Raw genomic sequence first — 13,769 nt, forward strand, 5'->3', positions numbered from 1 at the left:
TAGCCGGAATTGTGTTCTGGGCCGCACCTTCGCTCTATGGTGGGGTGATGCCGATCACTGCTGGGTCATGGCCGCCCCACCTCCCGAGATCGCTGGACTACCCCGACGTCCCCGCCGGATCGATCCTGGCCGGTGCCGCGAAACGCTACGGCGACCGAACCGCGTTCACCCACCACGACCGCTCCCTCACCTACGCCCAGACCTACGCCGCCGCGTGCCGGTTCGCCAACGCGCTCCGGGCACGGGGCATCGGGCCGGGCGCCACGGTCGCCATCCACCTGCCCAACTGCCTCGCCTACCCCGTCGCCTACTACGGGATCCTGCTCGCCGGCGCCACCTTCACCCCGGCGAACCCGCTGCTCCCGCCCGCGGACCTCGCCCACCAGCTCGCCGACTCCGGCGCCGTCGCGGTGGTCACGCTCGGCAAGGTCGCGCCGGTGGTCACCGCGGTCCGCGCCCAGACCGCCGTCGAGCTGGTCGTGGTCGTCGCCCCGGACGACCCGGCCGGGCTCGCCGAGGGCCAGGTGGAGTTCCAGGCCTTCGCCGACGGCCAGCCGGACACCCGTCCCGACCTGGACATCGACACCCGCACCCACCTCGCCCACCTCGCCTACACCGGCGGCACCACCGGCCGGTCGAAGGGCGTCCGGCTGCCGCACCGCAACGTCGTGGTCAACACGCTGCAGTACGCCTGCTGGGGCACCGGATCACTGCCGGCGCTGGACGACGACGGCGACCTCACGCTCGACCAGGTCGGCAGCCCCGACGAGTGGCCCACCCGGCTGGGCACCGGCTCGGGCATCAACCTCACGCCGTGGTTCCACGCGATGGGCACCATCGGCGGGCTCAACGTGCCGGTCATGGGCGGTGGTTCGACCACGCTGCACGACCGCTTCGACCCGGTCGCCTACCTGGCCGACGCCGAACGCCTGCGGGTCACCTCGATCGGCGGCGCGCCCGCCCTGTTCGCGGCCCTGCTGGCGAGCCCGGACCTGGCCACGCGCGACCTGTCGAGCGTGCGCGGCATCAGCTCCGGCGCCGCGCCACTGCCGCACGAGATGCTCAAGGCGCTGGCCGCGCGGTTCCCGGACGCGGTGATCACCGAGGGCTACGGCCTCACCGAGGTGACCATGGGCGCCACGATCAACCCGGCGTTCCGCTCCGGCCTGCGCAAACAGGGGTCGGTGGGCGTGCCGGTGTTCGACACCGAGGTCAAGATCGTGCCGCTGGAGGGCGGCGAGGACCCGGTGCCCGAGGGCGAGCAGGGCGAGGTGTGCATCCGCGGGCCGCAGGTGATGGCGGGCTACCACAACCGGCCCGACGAGACCGCCGCCGTGCTGGTGGACGGCTGGCTGCACACCGGCGACATCGGCGTGCTGGACAAGGACGGCTACCTGTCCATTGTGGACCGCAAGAAGGACATGCTGCTGTACAAGGGGTACAACGTGTACCCGCGTGAGCTGGAGGAGCTGCTGATCGCGCACCCGGGCGTCGCCGCGGCGGCCGTCGTGGGGCGCAAGCAGACCGACGTCGGCGAGCTGCCGGTGGCCTTCGTCGTGCGGGCGGACGAGAACGTGACCGAGGCGGAGATCCTGTCCGCGGTCAACGACAACGTCCTGCCCTACAAGCGGATCCGCGAGCTGCGGTTCGTCGACGAGATCCCGGTGTCGGCGGCGGGCAAGATCCTCAAGCGGGAGCTGCGGCAGCGGCTCTAGAGCAGCGGCAGGACCCGGGCGCGGTAGAACTCGATCGCCACGCCCGGGTCCTCCTGCGGGAGGTGCAGGAACGGCGTCACACCCGCGTCCAGCAGCTTCCGCAGGGCCGCGACGTGGACCGCCGGATCCGTGCCCACCGTCCAGCGGCCGGCCACCTCGGCCAGCGGGGTGGCCTGCGCGGCCTCCTGGATCGCGACCGGGTTGGGCAGGTCGGCCGGCTTGACCGTGAACCGCCACCGCTGCGCCGCCAGGTCGATCTCCCGCTGGTCGCCGACCACCGCGAACAGCTCGGCCCACTTCGGCATCGCGTCCGGGTTCTTGCCCGCCTCCCGCGCGCCCGCGGCGAACGCCTCCCGCAGCGCCGGGTCGAGGGACGCTCCGGCCTGGGTGATCCAGCCGTCGCCGTAGCGGCCGGCCAGCCGCGCGCTCTTCGGCCCCTGCGCGGCCACGTACACCGGCGGCGGCTTCGCCGGCAGGTCGTACAGCTTGAGCTGGTCGGTGGCGAAGAACCGGCCGCGGAAGGTGACCCGCTCCCCCGTCCACAGCCGCCGGATCAGCTCGATCGCCTCGACCAGCCGGTCGTGCCGCTCGGCGTAGCGGCCGTACTGGCCGGTGCCCGCCTGCTCGTTGACCGCCTCACCGGTCCCGAGACCGAGGAACGTCCGTCCCGGGGCGAGCAGTTCGAGGGAGGCAAACGCTTGCGCTACCTCGGTCGGGTGGTGCCGGTAGCTCGGGCAGGTCACCCCGGAGCCGAAGGTGACGCGCCGGGTGCGCTCACCGACCAGGGCGAGCGTGAGCCACGGGAACATCGAGTGCCCCTGGTTGTCCTGCCACGGCTGCAGGTGGTCACTGGCCCAGACGAACGCGAAGCCCGCCGCCTCCGCCTGCCGCGCGAAGTCCAGCAGCCGGTGCGTCCGGAACTGCTCGTGGGACAGCACCAGCCCGACCGGCGCTCGCGCCGCGGGCGGCTCGACGCGGACGAATCCGGCGGAAGCGGCGAACATGCCCAGGGTGCGGCGCGAGAACTCCATGATCGCCGGATACCCGGCGGAAACCGGACCGACCGAGAGTTCACCGACACTGGTGATCTCACCGATGCCCGGCCAACACGATGGCGGGACACTCGGTGAACGCTCCACACGAGACTCGGCACCCTGACCCTGCTCGCCTGCGCCGTCCTCGGACTGGCCGGCGCCGCGGCGACCGGCGCGGCCGCGACCACCGCGGCCTGCGCGGACCTCGAGATCGTGTTCGCCCGCGGCAGCGGCGAGGTCCCCGGCCTCGGCATCACCGGCACCCCGCTGGTGTCCGACGTGAAGTCCGCGCTGCCCTCGGCCTCGGTGTCGTCCTACGCGGTCGACTACGCCGCGAGCTACGACCAGACCAGCGCCGCGATCGGCATCCGGACCTACCTCGGCACCGGCCAGACCATCCCTGCCGAGCTGGCGCCCCGGGTGGTCGCGGTGATCGCGTTCGGCAACCCGCTCGGCCTGTACGGGCAGACGATCAAGACGGCCACCTGAGCTACGCCACGGACGGCAGCGTCGACCAGGCCGCAGCCTTCATCGCGAAGCAGTACACCGCGAGTTAGGACTCGATCTTCTCGCGGAGCTTGGCGTCCTTGTCGAGCACCAGCTGTTCCAGGTCGGCCTGGAAGGCGGCCATCTTCTCCCGCAGCGCCGGGTCCTGCGCGGCCAGGATCCGCACGGCCAGCAGCCCGGCGTTGCGGGCGCCACCGATCGACACCGTCGCCACCGGGACCCCGGCCGGCATCTGCACGATCGACAGCAGCGAGTCCATCCCGTCCAGGTACTTCAGCGGGACCGGCACGCCGATCACCGGCAGCACCGTGGCCGAGGCGACCATGCCGGGCAGGTGCGCGGCTCCCCCGGCCCCGGCGATGATCACCTTGATGCCGCGGTCGGCCGCGGTGCGGGCGTAGTCGAGCATCCGCTGCGGGGTCCGGTGCGCGGAGTACACGCCGACCTCGTAGGACACGCCGAACTCGTCCAGCGCCGTCCCGGCCGCTTCGAGCACGGGCCAGTCGGAGTCGCTGCCCATGATCACGCCGACGTCGGTCACGCGTGCTCCCCTCTCAGTGGATGTCGTAGCCGTCGGGCCATTCGGCGTGCGACAGCCAGTGCGCGGCCAGCTTGGCGCGGGTCCGCAGGCTCTCCAGGTCGCCGCCGACGAAGTTGACGTGCCCGAGCTTGCGGCCGGGCCGCTCGCCCTTGCCGTAGAAGTGCACGTGGGCGTCCGGGAAGCGGGCGAACAGGTGGTGCAGCCGCTCGTCGGGCGCCATCCGCGGGGTTTCCGGCGCGCCCAGCACGTTGGCCATCACCGTGGGCGCGATCAGGTCGGTCACGCCCAGCGGGTAGTCCAGGACCGCGCGCACGTGCTGCTCGAACTGCGAGGTCGCCGAGCCGTCCATGGTCCAGTGGCCGGAGTTGTGCGGGCGCATCGCGAGCTCGTTGACCAGCAGGCCGCCGTCGGTCTCGAACAGCTCGACCGCCAGGATGCCGACCACGTTCAGCTCGTCGGCCAGCCGCAGCGCCAGCTCCTGCGCCTCGTGCACCTGGCGCGAGGTCAGGCCCGCCACGGGCGCCAGCACCTCGGTGTTGATGCCGTTCTCCTGCACGGTCTCCACGACCGGCCAGGCCGCGCCCTGCCCGAACGGCGAGCGCGCGACCAGCGCGGACAGCTCCCGCTTCATCGTGACGCGCTGTTCGACCAGCAGCTCGGTGCCGGCGGCCCGCAGCTCGGGCACCAGCGTCCGGGCCTCGGCGTCGGACTCGACCATCCACACGCCACGGCCGTCGTAGCCGCCGGTGGCGGCCTTCAGCACGACCGGCCAGCCGTGCTCGGCGCCGAACTTGAGGATGTCCTCCACTTCGGACACCTCGGCGTAGGGCGGGCACGGGAAGCCGGTGGCGGACAGGTGGTCGCGCATCACCAGCTTGTTCTGCGCGAACGCCAGCGCGTCGGGCCCAGGGCGGACCGTAAAGCCCTCGTTGACCAGCGCGAACAGGTGCTCCCACGGGACGTGCTCGTGGTCGAAGGTCACCACGTCGACGGTCTTGGCGAACTCGCGCAGCGCGTCGAGGTCGGTGTGGTGCCCGAGCTGGACGTCCCCGGCGACCATCGCGGCCGAGTCGTTCGCGTCGACGGCGAGGATCCGCATCGACTGTCCCAGCGAGATCGCGGCCTGGTGTGTCATCCTGGCGAGCTGGCCGCCGCCCACCATCCCGACGATCGGGAGGCCTGTGCGCTTGTCCATAACGGCTCTAGATTACGGGGAGACGCAGCTCACGAGCCGTCAGGCCGAGGATTCCCAGCGCCGCGGCCAGCACGTAGGCGTTGCCGGGCACGAACAGCTCCGGTCCCCAGCCGAACTCGGTGTCGCCGCCGTTGGGCACCAGCATCACCACGCAGCTGGCGAAGAACACCGTCACCAGGCCCGCCCACACCCAGCGCGCCGTCGACGCGAGCAGGACGATCAGCGGCACCGCCCACACCCAGTGGTGCGACCAGGACACCGGCGAGACCAGCAGCCCGAGGAACGCGGTCACCAGCAACGCGGCCAGCGTCTCGCCACGCCGGTGCAGCCGCCGGACCAGCCACACCGCCGGTACCGCGAGCACCGCCCCGATGCCCAGCGCGACCGCGGTGGACCAGGACGCCTCGTGCGAGAGCCGGTTGACCAGCCCGCCGAGCGACTGGTTGAAGATCCACGACACCCCGCCGACGCGGTGCGGGTCGAACGCCGCCTCCGCCCAGTAACGCGCGGCGTCGCCGGGCATCAGCGCGAACATCAAGATCTGGAGCCCGGCGAACGTGCCCAGCGCGCGCAGCCCGTCCCGCCACCGGCCGGTGACGAACAGGTGCGCCACGAAGATCAGCGGCGTCAGCTTGACCGCGGCCGCGACCCCGATCAGCACGCCCGACCAGCGCGAGCCGGCCAGGACCAGCACGTCGAGCACGACCAGCGCGAGCAGCACCAGGTTGATCTGCCCGAGGAAGATCGTCTTCCAGACCGGCTCCAGCCCCAGCGCCGCCACGGTCAGCCCGGCGACCGCCCAGCCGCGGAACCGCCCGCTCACGCGGATCACCACGGCCAGCGACAGCACCGACGCGGCCGCCAGCACGCCCCAGGTCAGTCCGCTGGGCAGCGCGGCCAGCGGGACGAACAGCAGCGCCGCGGCCGGCGGGTAGGTGAACGGCAGCGACACCCAGGACGGCAGCGTGGACAGCCGCTCCGGCGTGTAGACCGCGTCGCCGTGCAGGAAGGTCAGCGCGCCGGCGCGGTAGACGGCGCTGTCCGCGCCCAGCTGCCAGCCCGCGAGCCAGCCGGCCACGCCGACCGCGAGCGCGCCCAGGACGAGGGCGCCGACCAGGGCGGGCTCAGCCCGCGACCGTAACGTCGTCACGCGCCCGCTCCCGCCGGCGCTGCAGCGCCCACCGCGTCACCAGCACCACGGTCAGCACCAGTGGCGTGAGGATGTAGGCGTTGCCCAGCACGGTCTGCCAGAACTTCCAGTGCAGCTCGATGTTGCGCCCGTTGGGCAGCGCCAGCAGCACGCAGCTGATGAACACCGCGACCACCGCCCCGGTGGCGACCCAGCGCCTCCAGGCGGTGGCGGGCGTGGTCTGCGGCAGCCGCGACACGAGCACCGCCAGCAGCGGCACGGCCCAGACCCAGTGGTGCGACCACGAGATCGGCGAGGCCAGCAGCCCGAAGAACGCGGTGACCAGCAGGGCGGCCAGCGCCTGCCCGCGGCGGTGGAAGCGCAGCATCAGCCACACGGCCGGGATCGCCAGCAGCGCCGCGACGCCCAGCGCGGCCTTCGACGCCCACGGCGCCAGGTCGGTGAGCCGGTTCATCAGGCCGTTGAGCGACTGGTTGCCCGCCCAGTGCACCGGGCCGATGCGGCCGGTGTCGGAGATGGTCTTGGTCCAGTAGCGGATCGTGTCGCCCGGGATCAGCGCCAGCATCAGCAGCTGCAGGCCGAGGAACACGCCGAACGCGCGGAACGCCTCGCGGCGGCGGCCGGTCAGGAACAGGTGCGCCACGAACACCAGCGGCGTCAGCTTCACCGCCGACGCGATGCCGACCAGCACCCCGCCCCAGCGGGTGTTCCGCGTGGTGACGACGAGGACGTCGAGCACGACCACGGCCATCAGGATCAGGTTGATCTGGCCGAGGAAGATCGTCCGCCACACCGGCTCCAGGCCCAGCATGACCAGGGAGAACACCAGCGTCGCGCGGGCCGGTGAGGACCACCAGCGGCGCACGGCGGGCGGGGTCGGCAGCGAGCCGATCGCCACGCGGATCACCAGCGCCATCGCCAGCACCGAGATCGCGGTCAGCACGCCCCAGGCGATCTGGACCGGCAGGATCGCCAGCGGCACGAACAGCAGCGCGGCCGTCGGCGGGTAGGTGAACGGCAGCAGCGCCCACCACGGCTCCGGCGGCAGGGTGTTCGCGTCGTAGAGCGGATCGCCGTGCAGGAGGGTGATCGCCCCGGCCCGGTACACCGCGCTGTCCACGCCGAGCCGCCAGTCGAACAGCCAGCCGACGATGCCGAAGACGAGTGCGAGCAGCGGGACGAGCGACAGCAGCAGGATCGAACGCGGCCGCACCGACAACCGGGCGAGCGAGGTGCGCAGGGCCAGGCGCGGGTGCGCCGGCTCGCCGGGGCGCTCGCCGCCGGTGGCGGGCACTGACTGGGTCACCCTTTCAGGAAATCACGAAACGACTACAGCGTGCGCGGAAGGGTCGGGTTCCGGCGGCCACAGGGTCAGGTTCGTGCGAGTCGCTGCAGCAGGTCGCACGCGGACTCGTGGGTCGCGGGCAGCCGGACCAGCTTGATCTTCGGCGGGCCGACCGGTTCGAGCTGGTCGTCGACCGAGAGCCGCTCGTGCAGCTCGCGCCGCAGCATCACGGCCTTCGCGGCGATCCGGCCGTCGCGCGGGACCGCGGCGGCGACCGTGGACGGCCCGAGCTTCGCGATGCTCTCGCCGCCGTCGAACACCACCCGCAGCGCCTCGGCGATCAGGATCATCGCGGTGAGCCGGGGCCAGCCGCTGACGGCGGACAGGTCGACCGAGACGACCAGCAGGGTGTGGTCGTCGGACACCTGGTGCCCGGGCCGGCGGTACAGCTCGCGCAGCCGGGTGCGCAAGTAGGACGCGGTGGGCAGGCCGGTCAGCGGGTCGACGACCTCGGTGGTGGCGAGCTTGTCCATCGCGACATCGGCCCACGCCAGCGCCGCCACCCGCAGTAGCCGGGCGGGCAGGGCGTCCACGTCCGGGCTCACCAGATCGCCGGACTCCCCCGGAGGGGTGGTTACCGCGTGCAACGCCGCCAGATCGGCGAGGGTCTCGCCCAGCCCGGCGCCGGCCGCGGCCCGCGCCCTGACCAGACTCGCGATGGGGATCTCCGCGGAGCCGTTCCGCAGCATCGCCGCGCACACCGTGTCGACCTCGGGAAGCGCCCAGTCGCTGGGGAAACGCCATCCCGCGGCCAGGCTCGCGGCCTGCCAGCGCGCCCGCAGCTCGCGCAGCGATCCGCCGCCGCCGGGCTCCGGTTCGAGCCGCAGCCCCATGGCCGGCACGTCCACTGGCAACCGTCCTCTCGTCCCGCGACCGCTGTTCCGGTGATGTGACGATCGAAGCGGCGCGTCGTGACGGAATTACACCGTGCGGGTCAATAGGGCCAGGTGTTGCGTGACGGGCCGGGACCGGTCAGTCACACTGATCGCGCGCAGCAGCGGGGATGAAGGAGAGCGGTGTCCACCCTTTCGGCCGATTTCGAGGGCAAGAGCGACGCGGAGCTGATCACCGACGTCCGCACCGGCACCCTGGCCGCGTACGGCACGCTCTACGAACGGCACGTCAGCGCGGCCTACAACCTGGCGCGGCAGCTCGCCCGGTCCACCGCCGAGGCCGACGACCTGGTCTCCGACGCGTTCGCGAAGGTCCTCGACACGCTGCGCGCAGGCAAGGGCCCGGACAGCGCCTTCCGCGCGTACCTGCTCACCGCGCTCCGGCACACCGCCTACGACAAGACCCGCAAGGACAAGCGCGTCGACCTCAACGAGGACATGACCACGGTCAGCGCGGAGGCGCTGACCGTGCAGTTCTCCGACACCGCCGTGGCCGGGCTGGAGCGGACGATGGCGGCGAAGGCGTTCGCGTCGCTGCCCGAGCGCTGGCAGGCCGTGCTGTGGCACACCGAGATCGAGCAGCAGAGCCCGGCCGAGGTCGCGCCGCTGCTCGGCCTGACGCCCAACGGCGTGTCCGCACTCGCCTACCGGGCCCGTGAGGGCCTGCGGCAGGCGTACCTGCAGGTCCACCTGGCCGAGACGTCCGCCGACAAGTGCCGCGCATGCGCCGACCGGCTCGGCGCGTGGACCCGCGACGGCCTGTCCAAGCGGGAACGCGCCCAGGTCGAGGCGCACCTGGACGAGTGCGCGGACTGCCGGGCGCTGGCCGCCGAGCTGGCCGAGGTCAACGGCGCGCTGCGGGCGATCATCGCGCCGATCGTGCTGGGTGGCGCGGCGCTGGGCTACCTCGCGACCGCGGGCAAGGCGACGGCCGCGACGGTGGCGACCGCCGGTGCCGCGGCCGGGTCCGCGGGTGGTGCGGCTTCCGTCGCGGCCGCCGGGCCGCGGCAGTTCGTCGGGGTCGGCGTGTCCGGTGTCGCGGTGGCCGCCGCGGTCGCCGCCGCGCTGGCCGCGGGTGGTGGCACGCAGGAGATCCCGGCGGCCGCGTCGGCTCCGGCGCCACCGCCGGCGGTCGCGCCCGCGCAGCCCCCGGCCCCGCCCGCCGCTCCGCCGGCCGCGCCGCCACCGGCTCCGGTCGTCGAACCGGCCCCCGCGCCCGTCGCGCCCCCGGCGCCCGGGCCGGCCCCGGCGCCACCGCCGCCGGCGCCCGGCGCGCCCGCGAACATCACCGCCGAGGGACCGTCCTCGGCGCTCGAACTGGAACCGGGCGGTGACCCGGTCGCCCTGCCGATCACGGTGCGCAACAACGGCGGATCGGTGTCGGACCCGGTCGCGGCGACGTTGAACCTGCCGCCCGGCATCCGGGTGGTGCCGGCGGGCGGCGGTGGCGGCGGCGCCGGTGGATTCGGGACGCAGGCCGCGCCCGGGCCGCTGCTGGTGAACTGCCCGCCGGGCGAGGGCACGGTCACCTGCACCACCCCGCGCGGGTTGCGGCCGGGTGAGAGCGCGGTGCTGACGTTCCTGCTCAAGGCGGAGCAGGGTGCGGCGTCGGGCCAGGTCACCGGTTCGGTGAACGCCGGGTCGAACGTCCGGGTGTCGGTCAGCGTGCCGGTGTCCGTGGCCGCGGCGCCGGACCAGGTGGCGCTGGAGGCGAAGGCCGTGCGGAGCGGCCAGCACGTGTGGGGCCGCTCGGTGTGGCTGTCGGTCGACGTGACCAACACCGGCCCGAACACCAAGCCGGTCACCCTCTCGATCGACGACGAGGCGCGGCTGATCCTGGGCAGCTTCCGGGCGGCGTGCGACAGCGGCCCGACGACCACGTGCACCAGCCTGAACGCGCTGGAGCCGGGCGAGCACCTGCGGCTGTGGTTCGAGCTGGACGGGCCGGAGAAGCAGGCCCGGACCGTGACGGTGTCGGCGACGCTGGGCACCGCGCACGCGTCGCAGACGGTGACGTTCGACTGCTGGTTCCCGCACTGCGGGGTGCCGTTGCCGGGCCTGGCGCCGACCACGACGACCACCACTTCGGTGACCCCGTCGCCGTCCACCACGACCACCACGACCTCGCGCGAAACGACCACCACCACGACGACGACCTCCAGCCGCACGACCACGACGACGACCACGACGTCGAAGGACCACGGGCGGCCGTGGTGGTGGCTGCCCTGGATCCCGTACTGATCTCCCGGAGTACCGTGACCCGCCATGACGGGTTTCGCGGCACTGTTGCGGTTCCTGCCCCGGGGGGTGCGCAAGTTCCTCGTCCGGCGCCGTGAGCTGCTGAAGTTCGTTCTGGTCGGCGGAACCTGCTTCGTGATCACCAACGTCGTCAACTACGGGCTGAAGCTGACCGTGCTGACCGGTAAGCCGGTGACCGCGCTGGCGGTCGCGACGCTGGTGGCCACGGTGGTGTCGTACGTGCTCAACCGCGAGTGGTCCTTCCGCACCCGCGGCGGCCGCGAACGGCGTCACGAAGCCGCGTTGTTCTTCCTGATGAGCGCGATCTCGCTGGGGCTGGGCGCGCTGCCGCTGGCCGTGTCGCGGTACGTGCTGCACCTGCACACGCCCGAGGTCGGGCTGGTCACGCAGGAGATCGCGGACTACGTGAGCGGCATGATCGTGGGCACGCTGCTCGGTACGGCGTTCCGTTGGGTGTCGTTTCGGAAATGGGTGTTCCCGCAGGAGGACGCACATCCGGGACGCGTCGCGGAATCGGATGAAACCGGCTCACGCGCCGCCTGACGCTCCCCGGTTTCGCGGACTCCGTAGACTGCCCGAGTGACCGTTGTGGAAAGCGTGTTGTCGCACACGCCCGAGCCATTGCGCTCGGTGTTGATCAAGCATCGGGAGCTGCTCAAATTCGGGATCGTCGGCGGAACGACCTTCATCGTCGACAACGGTGTCTGGTACCTGCTGAAACTGAGCGTGCTGGAAGACAAGCCGACCACGGCGAAAGCGATCGGGATCATCGTCGCGACGATCGTGTCGTACGTTCTCAATCGCGAATGGTCGTTCCGCACTCGTGGGGGCCGGGAAAGGCATCACGAGGCCGCGCTGTTCTTCGTGATCAGCGGCCTGGCCGTGGTCGTGAACCTGATTCCGCTGTGGGTTTCGCGGTACGTGCTGCACCTGGAACTGCCACACGTGAGCCGGTTCGCGCAGGAAGCGGCGGACTTCGTCAGCGGATCCATCATCGGCATGCTGCTGGCGATGGTGTTCCGCTTCTGGGGCTTCAAGAGGTGGGTCTTCCCGGACGAACTGGGCAAACGCCGCCGCGACACGTCCCGCGAGCCAGACCCGACGGCCTGATCCACCCGGCCGGCCGCTCAGCGCGGCACGCGCTCCGCCGGCCAGCGCACCTCCGGCACATCCCCCGGATTCGGCACCCGCAGGAACAGGCTGAACACCGCCGGCCGACGGCTCGACAACTCCAGCCGCCCGCCGTCCGCCTCGGCCAGGGCTCGCGCCAGCGCCAACCCGACCCCGGTCGATCCGCCGCCGGAGAAGCCCCGCTCGAAGATGTGCGGCGCCAGGTCGTCCGGGATGCCCGAACCGGTGTCGCTCACCTCGACCACCACCGTGCCCTCGGTCTCGCCCCGGCGCGCGGCCAGCGTGACCGTCCCCGCCCCGTGCCGCAGCGCGTTGTCCAGCAGCACGCCGACCACCTCGCGCAGCCGGCCCGGCGTCGCCCGCGCCATCAGGCCCTCGCCGATCTTCAGCCGCAGGTTGCGGCCCTCCGCGCGCAGCAACTGCCGCCACTCCTGCGACACCTCGGGCAGCTCCGCGGCCAGCTCCAGCGCCTCCGTGTCGACCTCGCTCGCCGCCCGCGCCGCCGCCAGCAGCTCCTCCAGCGCCTCCGACAACCGGTCCGCCTGCTCCTGCGCCGCCCGCGCCTCCTCCGCCGTGTCCGGGTCGTCGGCGACCGTCAGCGACTCCAGCCGCAGCTGCAGCGCGGTCAGCCGGCTCCGCAGCTGGTGCGACACGTCCCCGACCAGCTGCCGCTCCCGCTGCACCAGCTGCGCCAGCGCGGTGCCCGACGTGTCCAGCGCCTCGGCCACCATGTCCAGCTCACCGATGCCGTACCGGCTCGTGTCCGGCCGGAAGTCCCCGCCACCGAGCCGCGCCGCCCGCTCGGCCACGTGCCGCAGCGGTTTCGCCAGTCGCCGGGCCGTCACGGTCGCCACCACCGTCCCGATCGTCACCGAGAACACCACCAGCAGCAGCACGGCCAGCGTCACCGTGGTCTGCCGCGACCGCAGCGGCCCGGACGGGATCGACAGCTCCAGGTGCCCCTGCCGCGCCAGCTGGACCGTCGCGGTCACCGGATCCGCCCCCGGATCGGCGCCCTCGGTCATCCGCTCCTGCCCCGGCACCTCGACGACCAGCTTCCCGCCCTGCGGGATGGCCACCGACACCTGCGTGAGGTCGTTCTGGTCGAGCGCCCCGTCGGCCAGCTCGGTGTCCAGCGTCGCGGCGATCTGCACGCCGTCGGCGGCGAGGTCCTCGTTGTAGATGCTGTCGACGAGCTTCCACGCGGTGACGCCGAGCGGGATGCCCAGCGCCGCCGCGGTGACCGCGACCGCCAGCAGGATGGCGAGCAGGATCCGGCGGCGCACTAGTCTGCGTTGAACCGGAAGCCGACGCCGCGGACCGTCGCGATGCGCCGCTCACCGTCGCCGTGGTGGATCACCGACCCCTTGCCGTCGCTGGTCACCGACAGCTTCCGGCGCAGCCACGACATGTGCATGTCGAGTGTCTTCGAGGTCTTGGACTCCAGGTCGTTCCACACCTCGGCGAGGATCTCGTCGCGGCTGACGACCTGCCCGGCGTGGCTCATCAGCACCCGCAGCAGCTCGAACTCCTTGTCCGCCAGCTGCACCTCGCGGCCGTCCACCAGCACCATCCGCGCGCCCAGGTCCATCCGCACGCCACCGGCCTCGAGCACCTCGGGCGCCCGCCGGCGCAGCAGGGCGCGGATGCGGGCCAGCAGCTCGGCCAGCCGGAACGGCTTGGCCACGTAGTCGTCGGCGCCGGCGTCGAGGCCGACCACGAAGTCCACCTCGTCGGTGCGGGCGGTGAGCATCAGCACCGGCAGCTCGCTGCCGTTCGCGCGCAACCGGCGGCACACCTCGAGCCCGTCCATGCCGGGCAGGCCGAGGTCGAGCACGAGCAGGTCGACCCGCTTGGCCTGGGTGGTGTCGAGTACCGCGGGCCCGTCCCCGACCACCTCGACGTCGTAGCCCTCCCGTTCGAGCGCACGCGACAGGGGGTCCGCGATCGCCGGGTCGTCCTCGGCCAGCAACACCATGCTCACCTGGTCAACTCTACG

The 13,769-nt window shown here is 72.6% G+C and carries 13 protein-coding genes; 5 read left to right on the forward strand and 8 right to left on the reverse strand.

From position 1 onward, the window contains the following. The first annotated feature begins 47 nt into the window (after nt 1-47). On the forward strand, nt 48-1,715 hold the full coding sequence (locus D0D28_RS14720; protein ID WP_116110945.1) for a class I adenylate-forming enzyme family protein: 1,668 nt from the start codon (nt 48-50) through the stop codon (nt 1,713-1,715). On the opposite strand, the gene D0D28_RS14725 is transcribed toward D0D28_RS14720, so the two are convergent. After that, a complete protein-coding gene (locus D0D28_RS14725; RefSeq protein WP_116110946.1) occupies nt 1,712-2,746 on the reverse strand; it encodes a F420-dependent hydroxymycolic acid dehydrogenase in 1,035 nt (344 codons plus the stop codon). The genes D0D28_RS14720 and D0D28_RS14725 overlap by 4 nt on opposite strands. A gap of 216 nt (nt 2,747-2,962) precedes the next feature. Here D0D28_RS14725 and D0D28_RS36175 point away from each other — a divergent pair, with 216 nt between their 5' ends. Continuing rightward, on the forward strand, nt 2,963-3,238 hold the full coding sequence (locus D0D28_RS36175) for a cutinase family protein (RefSeq protein WP_198958295.1): 276 nt from the start codon (nt 2,963-2,965) through the stop codon (nt 3,236-3,238). 64 nt (nt 3,239-3,302) lie between these two features. Here the strand turns inward: D0D28_RS36175 and purE are convergent, their stop codons facing one another. From purE to D0D28_RS14755, 5 genes are all read right to left on the reverse strand, one after another. Next, on the reverse strand, nt 3,303-3,776 hold the full coding sequence (gene purE / locus D0D28_RS14735; RefSeq protein WP_116110968.1) for a 5-(carboxyamino)imidazole ribonucleotide mutase: 474 nt from the start codon (nt 3,774-3,776) through the stop codon (nt 3,303-3,305). Nucleotides 3,777-3,810: 34 nt separating this feature from the next. Then, nucleotides 3,811-4,992 carry a 5-(carboxyamino)imidazole ribonucleotide synthase gene (locus tag D0D28_RS14740; protein ID WP_116110947.1) on the reverse strand — a complete coding sequence of 394 codons (1,182 nt, stop codon included), beginning with the start codon at nt 4,990-4,992 and terminating at the stop codon, nt 3,811-3,813. Between the two features lie 7 nt (nt 4,993-4,999). Then, nucleotides 5,000-6,142, reverse strand: a complete 1,143-nt coding sequence (locus D0D28_RS14745; protein WP_094006919.1) for a glycosyltransferase 87 family protein — start codon at nt 6,140-6,142, stop codon at nt 5,000-5,002. Beyond that, on the reverse strand, nt 6,117-7,448 hold the full coding sequence (locus D0D28_RS14750) for a glycosyltransferase 87 family protein (protein ID WP_116110948.1): 1,332 nt from the start codon (nt 7,446-7,448) through the stop codon (nt 6,117-6,119). The genes D0D28_RS14745 and D0D28_RS14750 overlap by 26 nt, the downstream gene beginning before the upstream one ends. A gap of 65 nt (nt 7,449-7,513) precedes the next feature. After that, nucleotides 7,514-8,335 (reverse strand): GGDEF domain-containing protein, encoded by an 822-nt coding sequence (locus tag D0D28_RS14755; protein ID WP_116110949.1) that lies wholly within the window; start codon nt 8,333-8,335, stop codon nt 7,514-7,516. Nucleotides 8,336-8,503: 168 nt separating this feature from the next. Between D0D28_RS14755 and D0D28_RS14760 the strand changes: the two genes are divergently transcribed. From D0D28_RS14760 to D0D28_RS14770, 3 genes are read left to right on the forward strand one after another with little or no spacing between them, the layout of a single operon-like run. Then, a complete protein-coding gene (locus D0D28_RS14760) occupies nt 8,504-10,621 on the forward strand; it encodes a sigma-70 family RNA polymerase sigma factor (protein ID WP_116110950.1) in 2,118 nt (705 codons plus the stop codon). A gap of 24 nt (nt 10,622-10,645) precedes the next feature. Beyond that, nucleotides 10,646-11,182, forward strand: a complete 537-nt coding sequence (locus D0D28_RS14765; RefSeq protein WP_094006923.1) for a GtrA family protein — start codon at nt 10,646-10,648, stop codon at nt 11,180-11,182. Nucleotides 11,183-11,218: 36 nt separating this feature from the next. Beyond that, the gene (locus D0D28_RS14770; RefSeq protein ID WP_162830707.1) at nt 11,219-11,749 is read left to right on the forward strand and encodes a GtrA family protein; all 531 of its coding nucleotides are present in this window, start codon (nt 11,219-11,221) and stop codon (nt 11,747-11,749) included. A gap of 17 nt (nt 11,750-11,766) precedes the next feature. On the opposite strand, the gene D0D28_RS14775 is transcribed toward D0D28_RS14770, so the two are convergent. Together D0D28_RS14775 and D0D28_RS14780 are read right to left on the reverse strand one after the other, a co-directional pair. Further along, entirely contained in the window at nt 11,767-13,056 is a 1,290-nt protein-coding gene (locus D0D28_RS14775) for an ATP-binding protein (RefSeq protein WP_116110951.1), read from the reverse strand. Further along, the gene (locus D0D28_RS14780; protein WP_116110952.1) at nt 13,056-13,748 is read right to left on the reverse strand and encodes a response regulator transcription factor; all 693 of its coding nucleotides are present in this window, start codon (nt 13,746-13,748) and stop codon (nt 13,056-13,058) included. Before D0D28_RS14780 ends, D0D28_RS14775 begins: the two co-directional genes overlap by 1 nt. Between the last annotated feature and the right edge of the window lie 21 nt (nt 13,749-13,769).

Origin of the sequence: Amycolatopsis ruanii, from assembly GCF_003385175.1 — a bacterium.
GTDB lineage: Bacteria > Actinomycetota > Actinomycetes > Mycobacteriales > Pseudonocardiaceae > Amycolatopsis_E > Amycolatopsis_E thermalba.